This window comes from Streptomyces malaysiense, from assembly GCF_000980885.2.
In the GTDB taxonomy this organism is placed as follows: domain Bacteria; phylum Actinomycetota; class Actinomycetes; order Streptomycetales; family Streptomycetaceae; genus Streptomyces; species Streptomyces malaysiense.
This window is the reverse complement of sequence record NZ_LBDA02000003.1, coordinates 148,224-173,687: the sequence shown is the minus strand read 5'-3', so window position 1 is coordinate 173,687 and position 25,464 is coordinate 148,224. Positions and strand designations below refer to the sequence as shown.

At 71.4% G+C, this 25,464-nt stretch carries 18 protein-coding genes and 1 pseudogene; 11 read left to right on the top strand and 8 right to left on the bottom strand.

The window, feature by feature from the left end; translation table 11 throughout:
* Window positions 1–277 precede the first annotated feature (277 nt).
* The gene (locus VT52_RS01585; protein WP_046421184.1) at window positions 278–2,374 is read left to right on the top strand and encodes a SpoIIE family protein phosphatase; all 2,097 of its coding nucleotides are present in this window, start codon (window positions 278–280) and stop codon (window positions 2,372–2,374) included.
* A gap of 226 nt (window positions 2,375–2,600) precedes the next feature.
* Window positions 2,601–3,011 carry a hypothetical protein gene (locus VT52_RS01580; protein ID WP_046421185.1) on the top strand — a complete coding sequence of 137 codons (411 nt, stop codon included), beginning with the start codon at window positions 2,601–2,603 and terminating at the stop codon, window positions 3,009–3,011.
* A 183-nt stretch (window positions 3,012–3,194) separates the two neighbouring features.
* Here the strand turns inward: VT52_RS01580 and cutA are convergent, their stop codons facing one another.
* Complete coding sequence (gene cutA, locus VT52_RS01575; RefSeq protein WP_046421186.1) at window positions 3,195–3,524, bottom strand: divalent-cation tolerance protein CutA; 330 nt, start codon at window positions 3,522–3,524, stop codon at window positions 3,195–3,197.
* 281 nt (window positions 3,525–3,805) lie between these two features.
* On the opposite strand from cutA, the gene VT52_RS01570 reads away from it, so the two are divergent.
* The gene (locus tag VT52_RS01570) at window positions 3,806–5,605 is read left to right on the top strand and encodes an alkaline phosphatase family protein (protein WP_046421188.1); all 1,800 of its coding nucleotides are present in this window, start codon (window positions 3,806–3,808) and stop codon (window positions 5,603–5,605) included.
* 546 nt (window positions 5,606–6,151) lie between these two features.
* On the opposite strand, the gene VT52_RS01560 is transcribed toward VT52_RS01570, so the two are convergent.
* From VT52_RS01560 to VT52_RS01550, 3 genes are all read right to left on the bottom strand, one after another.
* Window positions 6,152–8,104 carry a S53 family peptidase gene (locus VT52_RS01560; protein WP_046421190.1) on the bottom strand — a complete coding sequence of 651 codons (1,953 nt, stop codon included), beginning with the start codon at window positions 8,102–8,104 and terminating at the stop codon, window positions 6,152–6,154.
* A gap of 232 nt (window positions 8,105–8,336) precedes the next feature.
* Window positions 8,337–8,978, bottom strand: a complete 642-nt coding sequence (locus VT52_RS01555; RefSeq protein ID WP_046421191.1) for a DUF305 domain-containing protein — start codon at window positions 8,976–8,978, stop codon at window positions 8,337–8,339.
* On the bottom strand, window positions 8,975–9,679 hold the full coding sequence (locus VT52_RS01550) for a DUF3105 domain-containing protein (RefSeq protein WP_046421193.1): 705 nt from the start codon (window positions 9,677–9,679) through the stop codon (window positions 8,975–8,977). Before VT52_RS01550 ends, VT52_RS01555 begins: the two co-directional genes overlap by 4 nt.
* 143 nt (window positions 9,680–9,822) lie before the next feature.
* On the opposite strand from VT52_RS01550, the gene VT52_RS01545 reads away from it, so the two are divergent.
* A complete protein-coding gene (locus VT52_RS01545; RefSeq protein WP_046421194.1) occupies window positions 9,823–10,275 on the top strand; it encodes an RrF2 family transcriptional regulator in 453 nt (150 codons plus the stop codon).
* 70 nt (window positions 10,276–10,345) lie between these two features.
* On the opposite strand, the gene VT52_RS01540 is transcribed toward VT52_RS01545, so the two are convergent.
* Entirely contained in the window at window positions 10,346–11,527 is a 1,182-nt protein-coding gene (locus VT52_RS01540) for a globin domain-containing protein (protein WP_046421196.1), read from the bottom strand.
* A gap of 267 nt (window positions 11,528–11,794) precedes the next feature.
* On the opposite strand from VT52_RS01540, the gene VT52_RS01535 reads away from it, so the two are divergent.
* On the top strand, window positions 11,795–13,156 hold the full coding sequence (locus VT52_RS01535) for a glutamine synthetase family protein (protein WP_046421197.1): 1,362 nt from the start codon (window positions 11,795–11,797) through the stop codon (window positions 13,154–13,156).
* A 96-nt stretch (window positions 13,157–13,252) separates the two neighbouring features.
* Window positions 13,253–13,918 (top strand): response regulator, encoded by a 666-nt coding sequence (locus VT52_RS01530; protein WP_053055505.1) that lies wholly within the window; start codon window positions 13,253–13,255, stop codon window positions 13,916–13,918.
* Here VT52_RS01530 and VT52_RS35175 read toward each other — a convergent pair.
* A pseudogene (locus VT52_RS35175) lies at window positions 13,896–14,303 on the bottom strand (hypothetical protein). The gene VT52_RS01530 and the pseudogene VT52_RS35175 sit on opposite strands and share 23 nt — an antisense overlap.
* A gap of 533 nt (window positions 14,304–14,836) precedes the next feature.
* Here VT52_RS35175 and VT52_RS01525 point away from each other — a divergent pair.
* On the top strand, window positions 14,837–17,842 hold the full coding sequence (locus VT52_RS01525; protein WP_046421198.1) for a bifunctional [glutamine synthetase] adenylyltransferase/[glutamine synthetase]-adenylyl-L-tyrosine phosphorylase: 3,006 nt from the start codon (window positions 14,837–14,839) through the stop codon (window positions 17,840–17,842).
* On the opposite strand, the gene VT52_RS01520 is transcribed toward VT52_RS01525, so the two are convergent.
* Both VT52_RS01520 and VT52_RS01515 read right to left on the bottom strand, forming a co-directional pair.
* Window positions 17,824–18,696 (bottom strand): phosphatase PAP2 family protein, encoded by an 873-nt coding sequence (locus VT52_RS01520; protein ID WP_046421199.1) that lies wholly within the window; start codon window positions 18,694–18,696, stop codon window positions 17,824–17,826. The genes VT52_RS01525 and VT52_RS01520 overlap by 19 nt on opposite strands.
* Before the next feature lie 107 nt (window positions 18,697–18,803).
* Entirely contained in the window at window positions 18,804–19,838 is a 1,035-nt protein-coding gene (locus VT52_RS01515) for a LacI family DNA-binding transcriptional regulator (protein WP_046421200.1), read from the bottom strand.
* A 347-nt stretch (window positions 19,839–20,185) separates the two neighbouring features.
* On the opposite strand from VT52_RS01515, the gene VT52_RS01510 reads away from it, so the two are divergent.
* From VT52_RS01510 to VT52_RS01495, 4 genes are all read left to right on the top strand, one after another.
* Window positions 20,186–21,457 carry an extracellular solute-binding protein gene (locus VT52_RS01510; protein WP_046421202.1) on the top strand — a complete coding sequence of 424 codons (1,272 nt, stop codon included), beginning with the start codon at window positions 20,186–20,188 and terminating at the stop codon, window positions 21,455–21,457.
* 96 nt (window positions 21,458–21,553) lie between these two features.
* Window positions 21,554–22,558 (top strand): carbohydrate ABC transporter permease, encoded by a 1,005-nt coding sequence (locus tag VT52_RS01505; RefSeq protein WP_046421203.1) that lies wholly within the window; start codon window positions 21,554–21,556, stop codon window positions 22,556–22,558.
* A 19-nt stretch (window positions 22,559–22,577) separates the two neighbouring features.
* Window positions 22,578–23,483, top strand: a complete 906-nt coding sequence (locus VT52_RS01500) for a sugar ABC transporter permease (RefSeq protein WP_046421204.1) — start codon at window positions 22,578–22,580, stop codon at window positions 23,481–23,483.
* Window positions 23,484–23,677: 194 nt separating this feature from the next.
* Window positions 23,678–25,390: a glycoside hydrolase family 13 protein gene (locus tag VT52_RS01495; protein WP_046421206.1), complete on the top strand. Its 1,713-nt coding sequence runs from the start codon at window positions 23,678–23,680 to the stop codon at window positions 25,388–25,390.
* The last annotated feature ends 74 nt before the right edge of the window (window positions 25,391–25,464 follow it).

Genomic DNA, 25,464 nt, shown 5'->3' with positions numbered 1-25,464 from the left:
CCGGCCCGCCCCGGTCGCACGACGACGAGGAGGCGGAGGGGGCCGTCCGTGCCGATGCGCGGACGCCGTGTCTGAAGGCCGCCGCCGTCACGCTCGTGCGTAATGTTGACATATGGGTGGAAACAGGTGTGACTCTCTGCTCGGGTGCCATCAGAACGCGGCCGCGGCCCGGCCGGCGTACGGCGGGGGCCCGCGGGCCGGCGCGAGCGCGGCGGGCGGTCACCCCTGCCGCGCCCGCACGGTCACCGCGCCCGCCCTGCGGACCAGGTAGGGAGCCGTGCAGTCGCCGCCCCCCGGCTCCGGCTGGGAAGATCTGGAAGCCCTCATGACCGAGGTGATGCGCGAGACCGGCGCGTCGGTCGGCCTGCTCTACCTGTCGCCGCCCGGGGACCGGCTGTTGTGGCTCACCCTGCTCTGCGGCGCGTCCCGGCAGATCGCCGCTCCCTGGGCCCGCTCCGCGCTGGACTCCGCGACCCCGGTCACGGACGCCATGCGGCAACGGCGGCTGATCTGGCTGGAGAACCAGGAAGAGGTGGCCCGCCGCTACCCGCAGCTCGGCCTCACCCTGCCGTACGACTTCGCGCTCGCCGCGGCCCCCTTCGTCAGCGGCAACCGGGCGTGGGGCGGCCTCGCGCTGCTCTGGCCCGTCGGACTCTCCCCGCACCTGGGCTCGTACCAGCGCGCGGCCGTCACCGCGTGCTGCCGGCGTACGGCACTCCTCCTGGAGCGGGCCGCCACCCGGGGCGATCCGCTGCTTCCGCCCAGGGAACCCTGGTACCTCTCGGCATCGCCCGAGGAGACGGACTCCACCCGGGCCGTGGCGGCGCTCGGTTTCGCCGAGCGCCTTCCCCTGGGCTGCTGCGCACTGGACCTCGAAGGCCGCCTCACCTTCATCAACTCCGCGGGGGCCGGTCTCGTGGGCTCCGACGCCGTCTCACTGGCGGGCCGTCGCCCCTGGGAGGTGCTGCCGTGGCTGGACGCGCCGGTCTGCGAGGAGAGCTACCGCGCGGCCGTGCTCACCCGCATGCCCGCCTCGTTCACCGCCGTGCGCCCCCCGGACGAGCCGCTGCTCTTCCAGCTCTACCCCGACGACAGCGGCATCAGCGTCCACATCAGCCCCGCCCCGCTGCGGACGGCCGCCACGCGGGCTCCGGCGTCCGGCGAATCGGTCGGCGCCATGGGGCTGTACCACCTCACGCACCTGGCGGCCGCCCTCGCGGAGGCCGCCAGCGTCCACGACGTGATCGACGTGATCGCCGACCAGATCGTGCCCGCCTTCGGCCCCCAGGGCCTGGTCTTCATGATCGCCGAGGAAGGCCACCTGCGCGTCATCGGCCACCGCGGCTACAGCGGCGAGTTCATCGACCGCTTCGACGGCACGCCCCTGACCTCGCGCACCCCGACCGCGCACGTACTGGCCACGGGCGACCCCGTCTTCTTCGGCGACGCCGCCGAATTCCGCCACGCCTATCCCGACGCGCTCCGCTACGGCTCCAGGAACGCCTGGGCCTTCCTGCCGCTGACCGCCTCCGGCCGCAGCATCGGGTCCCTCCTCCTCTCCTACGACCAGCCCCACCCCTTCCGCCCGGCCGAGCGGGCCCTCCTCGCCTCACTCGCCGGGCTGATCGCCCAAGCCCTGGACCGCGCCCGCCTCTACGACGCCCAGCACGCCCTCGCCCACACCCTCCAGACCGGTCTGCTTCCGCCCGCACTGCCCCGGATCCCCGGCCTGGACGTCGCCGCCCGCTACCAGTCCGCCGGCCACGGCATCGAGATCGGAGGTGACTTCTACGACCTCATCCACGCGCCCACCGCCGTCACGGCGGCGATCGGCGACGTCCAGGGCCACAACACCGCCGCGGCCGCCCTGATGGGACAGGTCCGCACCGCCGTCCACGCCCACGCCACCGCCGGGGCCCTGCCCGGCGACCTCCTCGCCCGCACCAACCGCCTCCTCGCCGACCTCGACGCCGGACTGTTCACCAGCTGCCTGATCGCCCAGCTCGACCTCGCCCGCCGGCGCGCCCGTCTCGCCAGCGCCGGGCACCCCCCACCCCTGCTCCGCCACCCCGACGGACACACCGAGGTCCTTGGCCTGCCCCCCGGACTGCTGCTGGGCATCGAACCCGACGCCGACTACCGCACCACCGAGATCCCGCTCCCGCCCGGCGCCGTGCTCGTGCTGTACACCGACGGGCTCGTGGAGGTCCCCGGTACGGACATCGACGTCAGCACCGATGCCCTCGCCCGGCACCTCGCGCGGATCCGGACCAGCGACCTCGACCGCATCGCCGAGAGCCTTCTTCAGCACGCCGGACACTCCGCCCGGAGCCACGACGACATCGCGCTCCTGCTCATCCGCCTCGGCCCGTGACCGCTGCGGGCGCGCCGCGCCCCTGGGGCCGCCGGTCGCCCGGGTCCCGCTCCTCCGTCCCCGGCGGGCACCCCTCGGGGGGTTCGGCATGATTTCGTAAAGCCGCCGTACGAGGCCCAACCCGCCTCACCACCCCGCCCATCTCAAGAACCGGTGAGGCGCAATCAGGCGCTTTCGGAAGGAAACGGGTCTCTCCCGACCAGGGGGACCCGGGGGAGGGAAGCATATGAACGGTACGAAGAAGGCGCGGGGCGTCCGTGCGGTCGTGATCGGGGCGCTCGGTCTGGCCTCGGTGACGCTGGCCGCCGTGCCGGCGTTCGCCAAGGGGGACGTGGCGGTCACGGTGCCGCGTACGGCGCACGTCGGCAAGACGTTCACCATCAAGGCGGACGGCGACGACGACATCGCCGGCTACCTGCACCAGCTGTGCCTGGAGGAGCGCACCGGCAAGCAGACCTGGCACCAGGAGAACTGCACCACTCCGGTCGAGGGCGACGCCCGTATCACCACCCACGGCTCCGCCGCCCACCGCGGCGACCTGCAGCTGCGTGCCGTGCTCTACGGCCTGAGGAACAAGCACGACCGCCGCCCCGTGCGCCTGCACGCCTCCGACGTGGCCACGGTCCACATCCGCTGAGGCCGCCCGCGCGGTCGGCGGGCCGCCCGCCGGGCCGGTGCCGGTGCCCGCCCCAGTCCGGGGCGGGCACCGGCACCGGGCCTCGGGGACCGCCGACGGACCGGCGAGGACGACCGGACCGGGCGAAGTGCACGCCCGCCGCCGCGCTGGTCCAGGGCCGGGGCACGTCCGCGACGTGACGCGTCACCCTGCCGGGTGCGGAGAGGTCTCCTCGGCCACCCACCCCAGGTACGCCCCGGAGCCCCCGACGGGCAGCGTGATCCACTCGGGAACCTCGTAACCGTGCCGCTCGGCGACCCAGGACGCCAGCTCCGGCAGCCGGTCCGTGGTCGTCTTGTACGAGATCCGCCACTCCCGCGCGGCCTCGATCGCCCCCTGCCACCGGTACACCGCGGTGACCGGCGGGTCGATGTGGGCGCAGGCCGCCAGGCGGTGCTCCACCGCGCCCCGGGCGAGGGTCTTCGCGTGCTCCTCGTCGTCGACGGTGGTCTGCGCGATCACGATCTCGGCCATGCGGCTGCCCTTCCGGGTCGGGGGAGGAGGAAGGACACGACCCTATCCACCCTCAGGCGAGGCCCCTCGGGTTCCGTCGCGCAGGCTCCGTAAGAACGCCCGGCCGTGCGTGATGATCCCCGACCTGCGACTTGTCTGATCAAGTCTGCTCGAATTCATCGAACTTGTCTGATCAAGTTTGGTCTTCATTCTTCCCGTCGACAGCAACAGCCTGTACCTATGTCCTGTCCATGACATCGAATGGGCGCCATCCTCACGACTGGACGAGGTACACCATGCGTATGCGCCGGAGCGCCCTGGGCGGGATGTTCGCCCTGCTCGGCACCCTGATCGTCGCCACCCCGGCCCCCGCGCGGGCGGCGGTGAGCAGCGGAAACCTGATCGTCAACGGTGACGCGGAGGCCGGCGGCTTCTGCACCGGCGACTGGAGCGCGGCCACCACGGTGCCCGGCTGGACCGTCCAGTCCGGCGGCATCAATGTGATGTGCCGGTCGGTCGCGTCCTTCGGTTATCCGAGCGACGGCAACACGCCCGGCAAGGCATTCTTCGCGCCGGGCAACTTCGGGGACGGCTCGATGAGCCAGACCGTCGACGTCTCGTCCGCGGCCTCCGCGATCGACGGCGGCGGCGTGCACTACGACCTGTCCGGCTGGCTCGGCGGCTGGACCGTCCACGGCGGCCACGTCGCCGTGAGCCTGCACTTCCAGGACGCGCACGGGAACCCCGTCGGCGCCGCCGAGCTGCCGACGGCCACCGCCACCGACCGCGGCCTGCTGACCAAGTTCCTCGCGCGCGACGCCACCGGCTCGGTGCCGGCCGGCACCCGGCACATCCAGGTCGAGGCGCAGTTCCTCGACACCTCCAGCGAGACCGGCTACCTGGACAACCTGTCGCTGACCCTGGACACCCCGGTCGCCGCTCCGGCGCCGCCGGCCCCGCCGGTCTCGAAGGTGCCGGGCTACGACCACGTGTTCACCGTGATGATGGAGAACACGGACTACTCCGAGGTCATGAACGACCCGGCGGACACGCCGTTCGTCCACAGCCTGATGGCCAAGGGCGCGACGATGACGGACGCCCACGCGGTCTACCACCCGAGCGACGAGAACTACCTGGCCGTCGCGGGCGGCGACACCTACACGCAGGGCGCCACCTACTGGCCGAACATCAACTCACCCGAGCGCAACCTCGGCGACACGATCGAGGCCGCCGGCAAGACCTGGAAGGCCTACGAGCAGGGCATGGGCGCCCCCTGCAACGCGGGCAAGAGCGCCACCGACAGCTACTACGAGCCCGACGACGCGCCGTTCATCAACTACACCGACATCAGCGGCAACGCGGCCCGCTGCGCGGCGCACCTGTTCGACACCTCGCAGCTGACCACCGACCTGAAGTCGGCCGCGACCACGCCGGACTTCTCCTGGATCGCCGCGGACGACTACTACGACGGCGAGTCCTCCGGCAACGGCAACGCCACCAGCCTGAAGACGCAGGACGGCTGGCTGCGGCAGACGCTCGCGCCGGTCATGTCCTCCCCCGCCTGGACCCAGCAGCGTTCGCTGATCCTGCTCACCTGGGACGAGAGCGAGAGCGAGGGCTACGACCACGTCGCCACCATCGCGGTCGGCTCGCAGGGCACCGTGCCGGCCGGCACCACCAGTCCCAGCCACTACGACCACTACGGCATCGCCCGCACCATCGAGGGGGCCCTCGGCCTGCCGGGCCTGACCGCGAACGACACCTACGCGACCCCGCTGAACGACGCGTTCGCGCCCTCCACGGCGACCTCCCCGACACTGACCGGCGACCTCGACGCGGTGAGCGACGGCGGCAACGTGACTTTCCGCTACTCGCTGCCGTCCACGGCGCAGGTCAGCGCCAAGAACTGGATCGGGATCTACCCGGCGGGGGTGAAGCCGGGCGCGCGGTCCTCGCTCACCTGGGCCTACACCCCGAACCAGAGCGGTGCGGCCACCTTCTCCACCGGCAAGCTGAACGGCGCGGGCAGCTACGACGTCTACTACCTGGCCGACGACGGCTACGGTGTGCTGGCCGGACCGTTCCGCCTGACCGTCGGCTGACGCCACCGGGGGGGCCTCGGCTCCGGACGGACCCGCGCCGCCGGCCCGAAGCCGGCGGCGCGGACGGTCGCGGGCCGGGCCACCGGCGCTCGGAGACCGATGAGGCGGGCCCGGCCGGCCTGCCCGACGAGCCCGGCGCGCCGCTGGTCGCCGCGGCCCGTCGCCGCGCCGGCGCTGATCAGCTCCCTGCCGCCGTAACGGGCCGGTACCCGGGCCATGTCCCCGGGCCGCTACCGGACCGGGCACGGATCTCCGCCGAACAGGCCGGAACGCCGCCACCACGCTCCACCGCCCTGCCTCGCCCCGCGACTTGGGCGGCCTCGCAGAGCGCTGGACCTCCTGGACGCGGCGGCCGTCTCTGCCGGCTCGCGTACTCCGACCGGGGCGGCCCGGGGGCCGTACGCCGGGCGACGGCGAGCGAGACCGCCCGCACGGACGGGTTCGCGCCGCCGCCCTTCCCCCCTCGCCGGGAAACGCAAAGGGGGCGCGAGGTCCACCCGGACCCCGCGCCCCCTCCGTCGAGCTCGGCTCAGCTCAGCGGAGTGTTCAGTGCTTCTTGTGGCTCTTCGCGTACGACTTGACGTAGCCGTTCGCCGGAGAGCCCACGCCCGTCACGTCGTCGTAGCCCTTGGTCGCGGACAGCGAGCTGTCCTTGCCCAGGGAGCGGACGGAGTAGAGCAGGCCGCCGCTGGCGTTGACGCCGTTGGCGTAGTCGACGCGGACGACACCGAGGCCGTGGCCCGTGGGGTTGTCCGTGACGTCGTGGTAGACGCCCTTCTTGCCGAACTTCGCGTAGATCGACGGGTTGGCGAAACCGATCGCCTTGCCGCCGCGCGCCTGCTCGGCGAGGGCCTGGACCGCCGCGATGGTCGGCGCGGCCAGCGAGGTGCCGCCGATGCGGTACTCGCTGTACCGCTGCGACCCGTCGGGGAAGGTCTGGGTCTGGCCCATCAGGAACCCGGTGTTCGGGTCGGCGATGGCCGCGATGTCCGGGACGACGCGGTTGCCGGAGGCGTTGTTCGCCTTGGCGAGCGAGTCCGGGACGACGCCCTTCTGGTAGTACGGCTCGGCGACCGTGCTGCTGGTGCCGCCGCCCGCGCCCGAGGTGAAGGCGCCGGGGAAGTTGGTCCAGCTCTTGCCGTCGGCCGACAGGCTGGACTTCTCGGTGCCCCAGCCGGTCTCCCACATGTACTTGTTGTGCTTGCCGACCGCGAGGGAGGTGCCGCCGACGGCGGTCACCCAGGCGGAGTTGGCCGGGGTGTCGACCTGCTTGGTGCCGGTGTTGGCGACCTGGTCGCCGTCGTCACCGGAGGAGAAGTAGAAGCCGATGCCCTGCACCGCGCCCAGCTGGAAGACCTGGTCGTAGGCGGCCGCGAGGTCCGGCGTCTGGTTCGCCTCGATGTCGCCCCACGAGTTCGAGACGATGTCGGCCAGGTGGTTGTCGACCACCTTGCTCAGCGAGTCGAGCAGGTCGTCGTCGTAGCAGGACGCCGCACCGACGTAGGTGACGTCGGCGTCCGGCGCGACCGCGTGCACGGCCTCGACGTCGAGGGTCTCCTCGCCATACCAGCCGGCGGCGCCGCACTCCTTGGTCTTGGTGTAGTCGGCCGGCAGCACCTGGTGGAGCTGGCTGGTCTTCCACGCCTTGTCACCGTGGCGCATGGCGTACTTGCCGGCGTCGTAGGCGATGGTCGGCGAGGCGTAGGCGTCGGTGATGGCGACGCGGACACCCTTGCCGGTGTACTTGCCGGCGCCGTAGACCGAGCGCAGCTGCTTGCCGGTGTAGCCCTTGACGGCGTACGGCAGCTTCGTGCCGTACGCGTCCGGCAGCGTGCTCGCGGTCTTCGAGCCGTAGTACGAGGAGAACGGGCCGGCGTTCTTGAACACCGCGTCCGGGGGCGGCAGCGCGTCGTCGTGGTCGGCCTTGTGCGGGGCGCTGTCCAGACCGGTGACGGTCAGGACGGTGCTCTTGAGGCCGGCCGGGACGGAGGCCGCCTGCGTCGGGGCGCGGTAAGTCTTCGAGCCCTTGGCGTAGTTGTGCAGCTGGGTGCCGAACGCCTTCTCGGCCGAGGAGACGTCACCGGAGACGGCGACGTAGTGCTGCGTGACCTCGGTGACCTTCAGACCAGCCGACGTCAGCCAGGACTTGACGGCGGCGACCTGGGCCTTGGTGGCACCGAAGCGGGCCTGGGCCTTCTTGGCCGACAGGTACTTGCCGTAGTGCGGCGAGCTGGGGTCGGACACGGCCTTGGCGTAGGCCGCGAGGCCCGCCGCGTCCCGGCCGGCCAGGTAGACCCGGGCCTTCACCTGGGCGCCGTTGTTGGTGGCGCCCTTGTCCGCCTTGGCCGTGGCCCACAGCGGCTTGGTGCCCTTCAGAGCGTTACGGGCGGGACTGTCCGCGGCGTGGGCCGCGGGTATGCCCAGCGCCAGCGCACCGGCGATCATCGGCAGCGCGGCTGCCAGGCTCACGGCGCGCGTCTTGGCGCTATTGGATCTCATAGAACCCCCTGCGATGCGTTGCGCATGCACGTAGTAGGTAGGTACACGCGGCTCCGCGCCGGCCGGCGGCGGTCAACAGCCGGCGAATGGATCACACGATGGGGGCAACTCTGGCTGATGAACCGTTCATGCCAGGTAAATGGAACGGAAAGAGAAGCTCAAGTAACCATCAGCTAGGGGGATTTGGGCGGTTTTTCCTTACGGCTGTATTACGGAGCGAGTTGTTCCCTGTTCAAGGAAGCGGTTCGGCTCCGCGCTCCTCCAGCATCCCGGCCATCACCCGGAGCTCCGACCGCTGCGCGTCCACCATGCCCTGGGCCAGCCGTTTCTCCACGCCCACCGTGCACTTGGCGACGCAGCCCGCGGCCATGTGGATGCCGCCCTTGTGGTGATTCGTCATCAGCTGGAGGTAGAAGATCTCGGCCTGCTTCCCGTTCAGGGTCGCGAGTTTCCTCATCTGCGTATCGGTGGCCATCCCCGGCATGAGCGAGCCGTCCTCGGCCTCGACCGTGCCGCCCATGCCCATCCAGGTCATCGGCGGGTCCGCGGACACCTTCGGCAGCCCCCACAGATCCAGCCAACCCAGCAGCATCCCGCGCTGGTTGGCCTGCGTCTGCGCGATGTCGTAGGCGAGCCGCCGCACGTCCTCGTTCTTCGTGTGGTCGCGGACGATGTACGACATCTCGACGGCCTGCTGGTGGTGCACGGCCATGTCCCGCGCGAACCCCGCGTCCGCCGAGTCCGCGGCCGGTGTCCCGCGCGCCGCCTCGCCGGCGCCGGAGCCCGGGTCGGCGACCGCGTACGTGACGGCGCCGGCCGTGACGAGCACCGCCGTCGCGGCGCCCGCCGCCCAGCCGGCGGCGCGCCGGCTCACTTCATCGCTCCGCTGGTGCACGAGGCGCCCGGCTCGGGCGTCTGCGGCCCCTGCACGAAGTCCGCGAAGAACTTGTCCACTTCGGGATCGCTCGCGCTCTTCACGCTCACCTGGCGGCCCCACGCCGACAGCATCAGCGGCGCTGCCTGGTTCTCGTACGGGCTCATCAGCGAGTACGGCGTCTTCTTCACCTTCGCCGCGAGCGCCTCGACATCGGTCTTCGCCGCCTTGAGTGTGTACGTCACCCACACCGCCCCGTGCTCCAGCGAGTGCACCGCGTTCTCGTCGTGCAACTGCCGTGTGTAGACCTCGCCGTTGCAGTCCGCCCACACCGGGTTGTGGTTGCCGCCCACCGGCGGATGCATCGGATACGACACCGGGGTCGTCACGTGGTTCCGCGACAGCGTGCCCTGCCAGGTGCGCACGCCGTCCTTCCCGGTCGTGAAGTGCCCCGAGTCCCCGGAGCTCTCGCTGTTCACATCGCCGGTGTCCTTGCCGTTGTCGCCGCTCGCGGCCGTGTCCTTCCGGCCGGACCCGGAGTCCATGAGGACGACACCGCCCACGACGAGCCCGGCGACGGCGACCGCGGACGCGGCGATGACGACCGTCCGGTTGCGGCGCGCGCGAGAACGCTCGGCGCGCCGCATCTCCTCGATGCGCGCCTTGCGCGCCGCGCCGCTGCTGTTGTCGGTGGAACCCATGAGGCGACGTCCTTCTGGGGGGAGAGGGCGGACAGGGGGTGTGGGGCCCGCTGATCGTAATGGGGGAGCGGGGGCCGCTGTGGAGGGAGCGCGACGGAAGAGTTAAATTTGCACCTGGGATGCGTATTATTTACGCTCGCGCCATGAGGCTGCTGCGCTCCACCGACCTCGCCCTGCGCATCCTGATGCGCCTCGCCGTCTCCACCGGCGACACGCCCGCGACCCGCACGGTGGCCGAGGACATGGGCGTGCCCTACACGCACGCCGCGAAGGTCGTCGCCGAACTCCAGCACCTGGGCCTGGTCGACGCCCGCCGCGGCCGCGGCGGCGGCCTGGCGCTCACCGAACAGGGCCGCACGGCCTCCGTCGGCGCGATCGTGCGCACCTTCGAGGGCGACGACGAGGTGGTGGAGTGCGAGGGCGCCACCCCCTGCCCGCTGCGCTCGGACTGCCGGCTGCGCGGCGCCCTGCGCCGGGCCCAGGAGGCGTTCCACGCCTCCCTGGACCCGGTCACCCTGGACCAGATCGTCGCGGACCCCACCGGGCCGGTGCTGCTGGGCATCTCGACCCGCCCCTCCGACGCCCCGCTACCCTGAAGCCCGAGCCCCCTCTCCCGAACCCGCGGCCTCCTCCCCTCGCCGGGGACCCTCTTCGCCGCTCAGGGCGTCAGGCGGCGTGCCACAGGTCGGGTCCGAAGACCTCGTAGTGGATGTCGGCGGGCGCCACGCCCCTCGCGATCAGCCGGCCGCGCAGAGCGCGCATGAACGGCAGCGGCCCGCAGAGGTAGGCGCGGGTGCCGGGCGCGATGCCGATCCCGGACAGGTCGACCAGGCCGGCGCGGTCGCCGGGTCCGGCGCCCCGCTCGTAGAAGAAGGCGACGGCCGAGTCCGCGAGCTTGTCCGCGTACGCCCGGTGCTCGCCGCGCAGGGCGTGGTCCGCGGGGGAGCGGTCGCCGTGCACGACGGTGACCGGCCCGTCGTGACCGTCGGCCGCGAGCGCGGCCAGCATGGCGACCATCGGGGTCACGCCGATGCCCGCGGAGGCGAGCAGCAGCGGCCGCCCGGCGGTATCGCCGAGCACGAGGTCGCCGTACGGCTCCGACAACTGGAGGACGTCACCCACCCGTACGTGCGTGTGCAACCGGTTCGAGACCTCGCCGTCGGGGGTCGTACCGCCGTGCACCCGCTTGACGCTGAACCGCCGTACGTCCCCGCCGGGCGCCCCGGACAGGCTGTACTGGCGTATCTGCCGCGCCCCGTCGGCCAGCCCCACTCCCACGGAGACGTACTGGCCGGCGCGGAAGTCGCGCACGGGGGACCCGTCGGTCGGCCGCACCAGGAAGGAGACGACGTCGGCGGTCTCCTCCTCGCGCCCCACGACCTCCCAGTCCCGGAGCCCGGGGCCGCCGCTCTCCTCGTAGAGGCGTTTCTCGACGGCGATGAGGGCGTTGGCCATCAGCCAGTAGACCTCGGTCCAGGCGGCGGCGACCTCGGGGGTGACGGCCTCGCCGAGGATCTCCGCGATGGCGGCGAAGAGGTGCTCGTGCACGACCGGGTACTGCTCCGGTACGACGCCCAGCGAGGCGTGTTTGTGGGCGATGCGGCTCAGCATCGCGTCCGGCCGCTGGTCCGGGTGCTCGACCAGGTACCCGGCGAAGGCCGCGACGGAGCCCGCGAGGGCCGACTTCTGGGCGCCGGAGGCATGGTTGCCCCGGTTGAACAGGTCCCGCAGCAGTTCCGGGTGGGCGTCGAAGAGCCGGGCGTAGAAGCGCTCGGTGATCTGCTCGATGGCGGCCCCCACGGCAGGGAGGGTGGCACGGACGGTGGCGGCGGACTTCTCGGACAGCATCGCGGACTCCTCGCGGTCTCGGCTGATCGAACGCTATTTAAACTTGCATCTGAGATGCAAATTTAAGAGAGGTGTCCTGCCTCACGTCCCCACCCCGCCCGGCCGTTACGGATGCCGCCGCCGACAGGCAAGATGGGCGGCAGGGCAGTACACCTGCCGTAAGAGAGGCGTTCAGAAGGTGGACGTCGGGGCGATCAAGGTCCGCAACACGGATGAAACGGTGTTGTGGTGGGATGCTCCTGACCAGCAAGGATGGGGAATCGGAAGATGGACAAGCAGCAGGAGTTCGTGCTCCGTACCTTGGAGGAGCGCGACATCCGGTTCGTACGCCTGTGGTTCACGGACGTGCTGGGCTTCCTCAAGTCCGTCGCCGTGGCCCCCGCCGAGCTGGAGCAGGCCTTCGACGAGGGCATCGGCTTCGACGGCTCCGCCATCGAGGGCTTCGCCCGCGTCTACGAGTCCGACATGATCGCCAAGCCGGACCCGTCCACCTTCCAGATGCTGCCGTGGCGCGCGGAGACCCCCGGCACGGCCAGGATGTTCTGCGACATCCTGATGCCGGACGGCTCCCCGTCCTTCGCGGACCCCCGCTACGTCCTCAAGCGCGCCCTGGCCCGCACCTCCGACCTGGGCTTCACCTTCTACACCCACCCGGAGATCGAGTTCTTCCTGCTGAAGGACCGCCCGCTGGACGGCTCCCGCCCGACGCCGGCCGACAACTCGGGCTACTTCGACCACACGCCGACCAGCGTGGGCATGGACTTCCGCCGCCAGGCGATCACGATGCTGGAGTCGATGGGCATCTCGGTGGAGTTCTCCCACCACGAGGGCGCCCCGGGCCAGCAGGAGATCGACCTGCGCTACGCCGACGCCCTCTCGACGGCGGACAACATCATGACCTTCCGCCTGGTCATGAAGCAGGTCGCGCTCGAACAGGGCGTGCAGGCCACGTTCATGCCCAAGCCGTTCTCCGAGCACCCGGGCAGCGGCATGCACACCCACCTCTCCCTCTTCGAGGGCGACCGCAACGCGTTCTACGAGTCCGGCGCGGAGTACCAGCTCTCCAAGGTGGGCCGCTCCTTCATCGCCGGCCTGCTCAAGCACGCCGCGGAGGCCGCCGCCGTCACCAACCAGTGGGTCAACTCCTACAAGCGCATCTGGGGCGGCTCCGAGCGCACGGCGGGCGCGGGCGGCGAGGCGCCGTCGTACATCTGCTGGGGCCACAACAACCGCAGCGCCCTGGTCCGCGTCCCGATGTACAAGCCCGGCAAGACGGGCTCGGCCCGTGTCGAGGTCCGCTCCCTGGACACCGGCGCCAACCCCTACCTGGCCTACGCCGTCCTCCTCGCCGCGGGCCTCAAGGGCATCGAGGAGGGCTACGAACTCCCGCCGGGCGCCGAGGACGACGTCTGGGCCCTCTCGGACGCCGAGCGCCGCGCGATGGGCATCGAACCCCTCCCGCAGAACCTGGGCGAGGCCCTGACCCTGATGGAACGCAGCGACCTGGTCGCCGAGACCCTGGGCGAACACGTCTTCGACTTCTTCCTGCGCAACAAGAAGTCGGAGTGGGAGGAGTACCGTTCCGAGGTCACCGCGTTCGAGCTGCGGAAGAACCTGCCGGTGCTGTGACCGTCCCCCGCCACCGGGGCCGCCCGAAAACGACCGGCCCCGCCGCTCCCCCCTGCGAGAATCGGACACACGCCTATTCGACCTCGGGGGAGCTTCGTGCGGGACGCGACGGAACTGATCAAGGCTCTCACCGGCTTGGCCTGGCCGCTCATGACGGGTGTCGTGCTCTGGCGCCTGTTCCCCCTGATCAAGGAGATAGCCCGCTCCCGGGGCTTCACGATCAAGGTGGGCGAGGCCGAGCTGTCGGTGCAGGAGGTCTCGGAGAGCCTGATCCGGACCACGGCCGACCTCCAGGGCCGGCTGGCCTCCGCGCGCGCACCGGCGGTCTCGCGCATCCTGGACTCCGTGCTCTGGGTGGACGACCGCCCGGAGAACAACGCCACCGAGGTGGCCCAACTCCGGGCCCTGGGCGTCGACGTCGTCCTGGCGAGGTCGACGGACGAGGCCCTGCGTGCCCTCGCCCGCCCCCACCGCACCTTCGACGCCGTCATCTCGGACATGAGCCGCCGGGAGGGGACCCGCACCAACCGCGCCGCCGGCCTCGACCTGATCCGGGAGCTGCGGGCCCAGGGCGACACGATCCCGGTCTTCGTCTACGCCACCGCCCGCGCCCTCGCCCTGCGCGGGGAGATCACGGACGCGGGCGGCAGCGGAGTGGCCGGCTCGTCCACGGAACTCTTCGGACTCCTGCGCGGTGTGGGGGAGTTCCCGACCCAGCGCGCCGGAGCCGAGAACCCCCTCAGCCCGCCCAGATCCCGCTGATGTCCTTCGCGGAGGCGGCGTTCCCCGCGTGCGCGCTCAGCCCCTGGCTGCCCTCCAGGGTGCGCAGCGCGTCGTAGTGGTTGTACGTGACGGAACTGGACGATCCCGCGACCACCGGCTGCCCGTACAGCAGGGTGGGAATCCGGTTGCCGCTCCTCGAATCGTGAGAACAGGGCGAAGTGGTTCGGCCGGCTGGGATGCGTGGCGGCGTACGACTGCGACAGGTAGGCACCGCCGGCCTTCAGCGAGTCGATGTACGGCGCGCTGGGGGACCCGATGACCTGGCTGTCGGCGTGGTTCTCGACCACCACGACCACCACGACCACCACATGATCCGGACTGGGCACACCCCCGCGGCCCGCGCGGACGATCCACCCGTCCCCATCCCGCCGAAGGCGGCGGCCGGCACGGCGAGAGCGCGGCGGTACGGGAACCACGTGACGACACATCGACCTCCGAGCCGGGGGAGCGGCGCTGACGCGGCGCTGACGCACCCCTGAGCATGCACACGCCAGCCGGCCCTCCTTCCGCCCCGGGAATGAAGGATGAGCGAATTCGCCGGGTGGCCGGAGCCCGCCCGGTCCGGGCCCGCGGTCGCCCGCGGCGGGGTGGGGACACGGCGGGTGGTGTCCGCCCGCAGCGGTCGGCATCGACTCGTCGAACCACTCGGTCAACTCTCCGCCGGCCCGAGGACGGACACCACCCGCCGGGGCACCGACTCACCACCTCCCCTCGGGCGCGACCCGAGCCACCACGGCGCACCAGCGGCCGCCGCAGGCATCCGCCTTCCCCTCGGGCACGCCAGGGCCCCACCCTGCCCCTCCCCGTCCCGTACCTCCCCGACCCGACCCGGCACGGCCGGCCGCAGGCGACTACGCTCCCTCCAGGACCAGAGTGACCCCGAGGGGAGCCCCACAGATGACGCCGGGCCGCAGAAGCAGCACCTTCACGCGCCTGCTCCGGCACGGCTTCACCGACGCCACCGCCGCCGAACGCCTCCTCGACACCACCGAACTCGCCCCGGTCCGCGACGACCCCTTCCTCCTCGAAGCCCTGGGCGCCACCGCCGACCCCGACCTCGCCCTGCACGGCCTCGTCCGCCTCCTGGAAGCCCAGCCCGCCCCGAACTCCCACCGCGAACTCCTCGACACCCTCATCGCGGCCAAACCCCTGCGGGACCGCCTCCTGGGCGTCCTGGGCGCCTCCGCCGCCCTCGCCGACCACCTCGCCCGCCACCCCACCGACTGGCAGGCCCTGGTCACGTACGAACCCCACGACCTCCACCCCGGCGTCGCGGAGTTCGAACGCGGCCTGGACGGCGCCACCGGCCCCGTCGCCCTCCGCGTCGCCTACCGCCGCTGCCTCCTCTCCATCGCCGCCCGCGACGTCTGCGGCACCACCGACGTCGCCGAGACCGCCGCCGAGCTGGCCGACCTCGCCACCGCCACCCTCCGCGCCGCCCTCGCCATGGCCCAGGCCGCCGCCCCCGAGGACGCCGCCGCCTGCCGCCTCTCGGTGATCGGCATGGGCAAGTGCGGCGGCCACGAACTGAACTACGTCTCCGACGTGGACGTGATCTTCGTGGCGGAAGCCGCCGAGGGCACCGACGAGACCAAGGCCCTGCGCGCGGCCACCAACCTCGCCTCGCACCTGATGCGGATCTGCTCCGAGACCACCGTCGAGGGTTCCATCTGGCCGGTCGACGCCAACCTCCGCCCCGAGGGCCGCAACGGCCCCCTCGTCCGCACCCTCTCCTCCCACGTCGCCTACTACCAACGCTGGGCGAAGACATGGGAGTTCCAGGCCCTGCTCAAGGCCTGCCCGGTCGCCGGCGACGAGGACCTCGGCCGCGCGTACCTGGACGCGCTGCACCCCCTGGTGTGGCAGGCGGCCGACCGCGACAACTTCGTCGCGGACGTGCAGAAGATGCGCCGCCGCGTGGTCGACAACATCCCCCCGACCGAGGTCGACCGTGAACTGAAGCTCGGCCCCGGCGGCCTGCGGGACGTCGAGTTCGCCGTACAGCTCCTCCAGTTGGTCCACGGCCGCACCGACCCCACCCTGCGCAGCGGCACCACCCTCCACGCCCTCAAGGCCCTCGCCGCCGGCGGCTACGTGGGCCGGGAGGACGCCGCCCGCCTGGACGAGGCGTACCGCTTCCTGCGGGCGATGGAACACCGCATCCAGCTGTACCGCCTGCGCCGCACCCACCTCGTCCCCACCGCCGAGGAGGACCTCCGCCGCCTGGGCCGCTCGCTCGGCCTGCGCGCCAACCCCGTGAGCGAGCTGAACCGCGAGTGGAAACGGCACGCCGGCGTCGTACGGCGGCTGCACGAGAAGCTGTTCTACCGCCCGCTCCTGGACGCCGTCGCCCAGCTCGCCCCCGGCGAGGCCCGCCTCAGGCCGGAGGCCGCCCGGGAGCGCCTGGTGGCCCTCGGCTACGCCGACCCCGCCGCCGCGCTGCGCCACCTGGAGGCCCTCGCCTCGGGCGTCACCCGCAAGGCCGCGATCCAGCGCACCCTGCTCCCCGTCCTGCTGGGCTGGTTCGCCGACTCCGCCGACCCGGACGCCGGTCTGCTGAACTTCCGCAAGGTCTCCGACGCCCTCGGCAAGACCCCCTGGTACCTGCGCCTGCTCCGCGACGAGGGCGCCGCCGCCGAGAACCTGGCCCGCGTCCTGTCGGCGGGCCGGCTCGCCCCCGACCTCCTCATGCGCGCCCCCGAGGCCGTCGCCCTCCTCGGCGACGGCGACGGCGCGAGCGCCGGCCTCACCCCCCGCGGCCGCGCGGCCCTCGAACAGGAGATCCTGGCCGCCGTCGGCCGGGCGGAGAACGGCGAGCAGGGCGTCACCGCCGCCCGCGGCGTCCGCCGCCGCGAACTCTTCCGCACCGCCGCCACCGACATCGTCGCCTCCTACGGCACCGAGGCCACCCCCGTGCAGGCCGACCAGGGCGCCCTGGTCGACCTCGTCGGCGGCGCCGTCTCCGACCTCACGGCGGCCACCCTCGCGGGCACGCTGCGCGCGGTGGTGCGGGCCGGCTGGGGCGACACGCTGCCCACCCGGTTCGCGATCATCGGCATGGGCCGTTTCGGCGGCCACGAACTGGGCTACGGCTCCGACGCGGACGTCCTGTTCGTGCACGAACCGCAGGACGGCGTGGACGAGCAGGAGGCCACCGCGGCCGCGAACAAGGTCGTCGCCGAGATGCGCAGGCTGCTCCAGCTGCCCAGCGCCGACCCGCCGCTGCTGATCGACGCCGGCCTGCGCCCGGAGGGCAAGTCGGGCCCGCTGGTGCGCACGCTGAAGTCGTACGCGGCGTACTACCGCCGCTGGTCGCTGGTCTGGGAGTCCCAGGCGCTGCTGCGGGCGGAGCCGTTCGCGGGCGACGCCGACCTCGGCCGCCGTTTCGTCGAGCTGATCGACCCGCTGCGCTACCCGGCGCGCGGCCTGACGGAGGACTCCGTGCGCGAGATCCGCCGGCTCAAGGCCCGCATGGAGTCGGAACGGCTGCCCCGCGGCGCCGACCCCCGGCTGCACACCAAGCTGGGCCCCGGCGGCCTCTCGGACGTGGAGTGGACCGTCCAGCTGCTCCAGCTCCGGCACGCCCACGAGATCCCCGGACTGCGCACGACCCGCACCCGGGCCGCGCTGGCGGCCGCGCGGGAGGCGGGTCTGCTGGGCGAGGAGGAGACGGCGACCCTGGACGAGGCGTGGGTGCTGGCCACCCGGGTCCGCAACGCGGTGATGCTGGTGCGCGGCCGGGCGGGCGACACCTTCCCGACCCAGCCCCGCGAGCTGGCCGCGGTGGGCCGCTACCTGGGCTACGGCGAGGGGCACGCCGGCGACATGCTGGACGCGTACGGCCGTACGACGCGCAAGGCACGCACGGTCATGGAGGAACTCTTCTACGACGACGACGCGTAGCCGGGCCGCGGGCCCGCGCCCTCGCGGGTCCCCCGGGGCAACGCGTAGGGCCCGGTCCCGTACCAGACCCTCGCCACCGTGAACCCGAAGGAGAGGCAGAGGACGCCCCCCACCGCGTCCAGCCAGAAGTGATTGGCCGTGGAGACGATGACCACCAGCGTCGCCACCGGATACAGCAGACCCAGCACCCGCGCCCACGGCGCCGACGCCAGCGCGAAGATCGTCAGCCCGCACCACAGCGACCAGCCGATGTGCATGGACGGCATCGCCGCGTACTGGTTGGACATGTGCTTGAGGTCCCCGGAGGCCATCGAGCCCCAGGTGTGGTGCACCATCACCGTGTCCACGAAGCGCCCGCCCCGCATCAGGCGGGGCGGGGCGAGCGGGAACAGGTAGTACCCCGCCAACGCGCCCCCCGTGGTGGCGAAGAGCGCGAGGCGCGCGGCCGCGTACCGCCCCGGATGCCACCGGTACAGCCACACCAGGACGCCGAGCGTCATGATGAAGTGCAGTGTGGCGTAGTAGTAGTTCATGCCGATGATCAGCCAAGTCACCGCGTTCACGGCGTGATTGACGGACCGCTCCACATCGATGCCGAGCGCCTGCTCCGTGCGCCAGATCCAGTCCGCGTTGCGCAGCGCCTCGCCCTTCTGCTCGGGCACCGCGTTGCGGATCAGCGAGTACAGCCAGTAACTCACCGCGATCAGAAGGATCTCGAACCGGAGCCGGGGACCGCGCGGCCGCCGCAGCCGGCGCAGCGACCCTCGCACGCCTCTGCCGTCCCTGCCCGTGTCGGCCCGCGGACCGGCCGCCTCTTCGCGACCTTCCCACTGCGTCACGGTAGAGTCACTCATAGGCATCAAGTCTGCCAGAAAAGGCACCGGAGCCCGATCATCCCAAGGCCGGGTCCGCCCCGCATCTTCTGCGGCACAGGCAGAGTCCTACGACGTGCGCAGGAGTTCTACGACGTGCGCAGCAGGTGCGGCGCCGAGGCCGTGGACCCGCGCACCACCAGCTCCGGCATGAACACGAACTCGCTGTGCGGCGCGGGCGTACCGCCGATCTCCTCCAGGAGCGTGCGCACCGCGGCCTGCCCCATCGCCGGGACCGGCTTGCGGACCGTGGTGAGCGGCGGGTCGGTGAACGCGATCAGCGGGGAGTCGTCGAAACCGACCACGGACACGTCCCGCGGGACCTCCAGGCCGCGCTGCCGGGCGGCCCGTATGGCGCCGAGGGCCATCATGTCGCTGGCGCAGACCACCGCGGTGCAGTCCCGCTCGATCAGCGCCGTCGCGGCCGCCTGACCGCCCTCCAGGGTGTACAGCGAGTGCTGCACCAGCTCGGTCTCCACCATCTCGGCGCCGAGCCCCAACTGGTCCTGCATCGCCCGCAGGAAGCCCTCGATCTTGCGCTGCACGGGCACGAACCGCTTCGGGCCGAGCGCGAGCCCGATCCGGGTGTGGCCGAGCGAGACGAGGTGGGTGACCGCGAGCGTCATCGCGGCGCGGTCGTCGGGGGAGATGAACGGCGCCTGCACCTGCGGCGAGAACCCGTCCACCAGCACGAAGGGCACCCCCTGCGCCCGCAGCCGCTCGTAGCGCTGCATGTCGGCGGTGGTGTCGGCGTGCAGTCCGGAGACGTAGATGATGCCCGCGACACCGCGGTCCACCAGCATCTCGGTCAGCTCGTCCTCGGTGGAGCCGCCCGGGGTCTGGGTGGCGAGCACCGGGGTGTAGCCCTGGCGGGTCAGCGCCTGGCCGATGACCTGCGCCAGGGCAGGGAATATCGGGTTCTCCAGCTCCGGCGTGATGAGCCCGACCAGACCCTCGCTGCGCTGACGCAGCCGTACCGGCCGTTCGTAGCCGAGCACGTCGAGTGCGGCGAGCACGGACTGGCGGGTGGTGGCGGCGACGCCCGGCTTCCCGTTGAGGACCCGGCTGACGGTCGCTTCGCTCACCCCCGCCTGCGCTGCGATGTCGGCAAGCCGTGTGGTCACGCCACTGGACTGTACCGGTCGTCTCTCGCCTTGCACACCGCTCGGGCGCCGGGTGCGCGCGGTCGTACGACCTCCTGCGGGTTGCTGCCTCATTGCGCTCCCTTTGAGTTCGTTCGTGGCAAGAGCTTGCAGAGTCTTGCACAAGTTCCTGCGGACCGCTGAGCGGTAACGACAGGGTAACCATCGTGTTCCCTTGCACTTTTTTTCTGCAAGGTCTTTCGCAACGCTTACATCGCTGTTACGTTCCCAGACGCCCGGCGGCCTCCCCCGCTCTCGGCTTCGCTCAAGCGGGGGCACCCCCATCGGCGCAGTCGGCATCACTCGGGCTTAACCCTCAAGGAGAACTCATGCGGCGTGGCATAGCGGCCTCCGCGCTGGTGGCGTCCCTCGCCCTCGCGGCGACGGCCTGTGGCGGCGGGAGCAGCGACAGCAAGTCGGACGGGCCGGTCACCATCACCTGGTGGGACACCTCCAACGCCACGAATGAGGCACCGACCTACAAGGCCCTCGTTCAGAAGTTCGAAGCTGCGAACAAGAACATCAAGGTCAAGTACGTCAACGTCCCCTTCGACCAGGCGCAGAACAAGTTCGACACCGCCGCGGGTGCCTCCGGCGCCCCGGACGTGCTGCGCTCCGAGGTCGGCTGGACCCCCGCCTTCGCCAAGAAGGGCTACTTCCTGCCGCTGGACGGCACCGAGGCCCTCGCCGACAAGGCCAAGTTCGAGCCGAACCTGATCAAGCAGGCGCAGTACCAGGGCAAGACCTACGGCGTGCCGCTGGTCACCGACACCCTGGCCCTGGTCTACAACAAGGACCTGTTCAAGAAGGCCGGCATCAGCACGCCGCCCAAGACCTGGGACGAGCTGAAGAGCGACGCGGCCAAGATCAAGGACAAGACCGGCCAGGACGGCTACTGGGGCTCCACCGCGGGCTACTACGGCCAGCCGTTCCTGTACGGCGAGGGCACCGACACCGTCGACGTCGCCGCCAAGAAGGTCACCATCGACACGCCGGCCGCCAAGAAGGCGTACGCCACCTGGCTGAGCCTGTTCTCCGGCAAGGGCCTGCACAAGGCCGACACCACCGCGGACGCCTACGCCCACATCATGGACGCGTTCTCCAACGGCAAGGTCGCCGCGATCATCCAGGGCCCCTGGGAGAACACGAACATCTACAAGGGCAGCGCCTTCAAGGACAAGACCAACCTGGGCGTCGCGGTCGTCCCGGCCGGCTCCACCGGCAAGGCGGAGGCCCCGACCGGCGGCCACAACCTCGCGGTCTACGCCGGCTCCGACAAGGCGCACCAGGCGGCGGCCCTGAAGTTCGTCAACTTCATGACCTCGGCCTCCTCCCAGGAGACCATCGCCCTGAAGAACGCCACCCTGCCGACGCGCTCGGACGCCTACACGGCCGAGGTGACGGCCGACCCCGGCACCGCCGGCTTCCAGCGCGTGCTGTCCGCCGCCCAGCCCCGGCCGTCGCTGCCCGAGTACGGCTCGCTGTGGGCGCCGCTCGACACCGAGCTGCCGAAGATCGCCAGTGGCAAGGAGTCGCTGGACCAGGGCCTGAGCAACGCCGGTGCCGCCATCGGCAAGCTGGTCCCCGACTTCGGCAAGTAAGCCCGGACGGCCGCCGGCTGCCTCACCCACGAGGAGGCAGCCGGCGGCCACCGCTCTGTGCCCGGCCATCCTTGAACCATTTGAAGGTGTCGAACCATGACAGTCGCCATCGACCGCGCGACCGGCAAGAGCCGCGGTGACCGCGTGCCTCGGCCAGGGCTGGGGCAGCGCATGAAGAACAGCCTCCAGAAGTACTGGTACGCCTACGCGATGATCGCCCCGGTGGTCATCGTGCTCGCCGTGCTCGTCGGCTACCCGCTCGTGCGCGGTTTCTACATCACGCTCACCGACGCCAACAGCCTCAACTCGGCGCGCACCATCGGCGTCAACCACATCGCCGCGACCTACAAGTTCGTCGGTCTGGACAACTACAAGAACATCCTGTTCGGCCCGCTGTCCTACGACCGCTTCTGGTCCCATGTGATCTGGACGATCGTATGGACGGTCGCCTGTGTGACCCTGCACTACACCTTCGGCCTCGGCCTCGCGCTGATGCTGAACCAGAAGCTGCGCGGCCGCACCGTCTACCGGGTGCTGCTCGTCCTGCCGTGGGCCGTGCCCACCTTCGTCACCGTCTTCTCCTGGCGGATCATGCTCGCCGACTCCGGCGCGATCAACCAGATCCTGCACGCGCTGCACCTGCCGCAGCCGCAGTGGCTGGAGGACACCTTCTGGCAGCGCTTCGCCGCCATCATGGTCAACACCTGGTGCGGTGTGCCGTTCATGATGCTCTCGCTGCTCGGCGGTCTCCAGTCCATCGACACCACCCTGTACGAGGCGGCGAAGATGGACGGCGCCAACTCCTGGCAGCGGTTCCGGCACGTCACCCTGCCCGGACTGCGCTCGGTCAGCTCCACGGTGGTCCTGCTCGGCGTCATCTGGACCTTCAACCAGTTCGCCATCATCTTCCTGCTGTTCGGCCCGACCAGCGCCCCGGACGCCCAGATCCTCGTCACCTGGGCCTACTACCTGGGCTTCGGCCAGCAGCCGCGCGACTTCGCCCAGTCCGCCGCCTACGGCGTACTGCTGCTGTCGATCGTCACCGTCTTCACCTCCTTCTACTTCCGCTGGCTGAAGCGCAATGACCAGCTCGCCGTCTGACGCCGCAGGAGCCGCCGCCATGAGCACCACCACCCTCGAGAAGCAGGCCGGCGCGCCGGCCCCCGCCGTGAAGCCCGCCGGGCGCGCCCGCCAGCCGGGCGAGCGCGGACCCCTCGGCACCGTCCTGCTGCACGCGGGCCTCATGGCCGCGAGCATGATCGCGGTCGCCCCGGTGGCCTGGCTGGTCTACCTCTCGCTCGGCCCGGACAAGAACGACTACCTGCACCCGGGCGCCATCGCCGGGAAGATGAGCTTCGCCAACTACGGCTACGTGCTCCGGCACACGGAGTTCTTCAGCTGGTTCAAGTCCACGATGATCGTGGCCCTCGGCACCACCGTCGTCGGTGTGCTGCTCGCCGCGACCACCGGCTACGCCGTCTCCCGGATGCGCTTCCCCGGCCACAAGCAGCTGATGTGGATCCTGCTGCTCACCCAGGCGTTCCCGATCGCCGTCCTGATCGTGCCGATGTACCAGATCTTCAGCGACCTGGGCCTCATCGACTCCTACTGGGCGCTGATCCTCGTCAACTGCACCACCGCGGTGCCGTACAGCGCCTGGCTGCTCAAGGGCTACTTCGACACGATCCCGATCGAGATCGACGAGGCGGGCCGGGTGGACGGACTCACGCCGTTCGGCACCTTCTTCCGGCTGATCCTGCCGCTGGCCCGGCCGGGTCTGGCCGTCGCCGCGTTCTACAACTTCATCACCGCCGTCGCCGAGGTGGCCTTCGCGACCACCTTCATGCTGGACGACTCCAAGTACACCTTCTCCGTCGGCCTCCAGACCTTCGTCAGCGAGCACGACGCCGAGTGGAACTACATGGCCGCCACCGCGGTGCTGATCGCGATACCCGTCTCGCTGTTCTTCTACCTGGTGCAGAAGAACCTCGTCACCGGTCTCACCTCCGGCGGCACCAAGGGCTGACGCCCCCGACGCACAAGAGGCTCCCGCGCGCCCGACGCGCGGGTAGGCGGCCGCGGTGTCCATCCGACCCCGCTGACACCGCGGCCGCCTCGCACGCCGTTCCCCCGGCCCGCCTCCGCCGCCGTACCACACGGGCCATACGCGTCCGTGACCCCACGCGCCATGACCCGAATTCCGTCACCACCAAGGAAGCCATGAGCCAGCAGCACATCGCCGCCCCGGCCACCGACTCCGCCACCGCCACCATCGCCGGCCACCGCCGCGACTGGTGGCGGGAGGCGGTCATCTACCAGGTCTACCCGCGCAGCTTCGCCGACGGCAACGGCGACGGCATGGGTGACCTGGCGGGCGTACGCTCCCGCCTGCCGTACCTGCGCGACCTCGGCGTCGACGCGGTGTGGCTCAGCCCCTTCTACGCCTCCCCGCAGGCCGACGCCGGCTACGACGTCGCCGACTACCGTGCCGTCGACCCGATGTTCGGCACCCTGCTGGACGCCGACGCGCTGATCCGCGAAGCCCACGAGCACGGCCTGCGCATCATCGTGGACCTGGTGCCCAACCACTCCTCCGACCAGCACGAGTGGTTCAAGCGCGCCCTCGCCGAGGGCCCCGGATCCCCGCTGCGGGAGCGCTACCACTTCCGCCCCGGCAAGGGCACGGACGGCGAACTGCCGCCCAACGACTGGGAGTCCATCTTCGGCGGCCCGGCCTGGACCCGCGTCACCGAGCCCGACGGCACGCCCGGCGAGTGGTACCTGCACCTCTTCGCCCCCGAGCAGCCCGACCTCAACTGGGAGCACCCGGCGGTCGGCGACGAGTTCCGCTCCATCCTGCGCTTCTGGCTGGACATGGGCGTGGACGGCTTCCGCATCGACGTGGCGCACGGCCTGGTCAAGGCCGAGGGCCTGCCCGACCTCGGCTCGGCCGAACAGCTGAAACTGCTGGGCAACGATGTCATGCCGTTCTTCGACCAGGACGGCGTGCACGCCATCTACCGGCAGTGGCGGACCATCCTCGACGAGTACGCCCCGAGCCTTCGGCCGGGGGGACCCCCGGAGCGGATCTTCGTGGCCGAGGCGTGGACCCCGACCGTCGAGCGCACCGCCAACTACGTCCGCCCGGACGAGCTGCACCAGGCGTTCAACTTCCAGTACCTGTCGACGGCCTGGGACGCGGCGGAGCTGCGCGCGGTCATCGACGTCACCCTGGAGGCGATGCGCCCGGTCGGCGCCCCGGCCACCTGGGTGCTGTCCAACCACGACGTCACCCGGCACGCCACCCGCTTCGCCAACCCGGCGGGGCTCGGCACCCAGATCCGCACGGCCGGCGACCGCGAACTCGGCCTGCGCCGGGCCCGCGCCGCGACCCTGCTGATGCTGGCGCTGCCCGGCTCGGCCTACCTCTACCAGGGCGAGGAGCTCGGTCTCCCGGACGTCGTGGACCTGCCCGACGAGGTGCGCCAGGACCCGGCGTACTTCCGCGGCGAGGGCCAGGACGGCTTCCGCGACGGCTGCCGGGTGCCGATCCCGTGGACCCGCACGGGATCGTCGTACGGCTTCGGCGACGGCGGCAGCTGGCTCCCGCAGCCGGAGAACTGGGGCGAGCTGAGCGTCCAGGCGCAGACCGGGACGGCGGGCTCCACCCTGGAGCTGTACCGCGCCGCCCTCGCCGCCCGCCGCGCCCAGCCCGACCTGGGCGCCGGGGACGCGCTGGAGTGGCTGCGCGCCCCCGAGGGCGTCCTGGCCTTCCGCCGGGGCGAGTTCGTGTGCGTCGCCAACACCACGGGCGAGTCGGTGACGACCCCGGCGTACGGCCGGGTGCTGCTGGCGAGCGGTGAGGTGGCCGAGACCGGCGGCGAGGCGAAGGTGCCCGCCGACACCACGGTGTGGTGGACCGCGGCGGTCTGACACCCCGTGTGAAATTTCTTGCATCAACTTCCCTACGGCCCGCTGCCTTTTCCGGCAGCGGGCCTTTAACATCT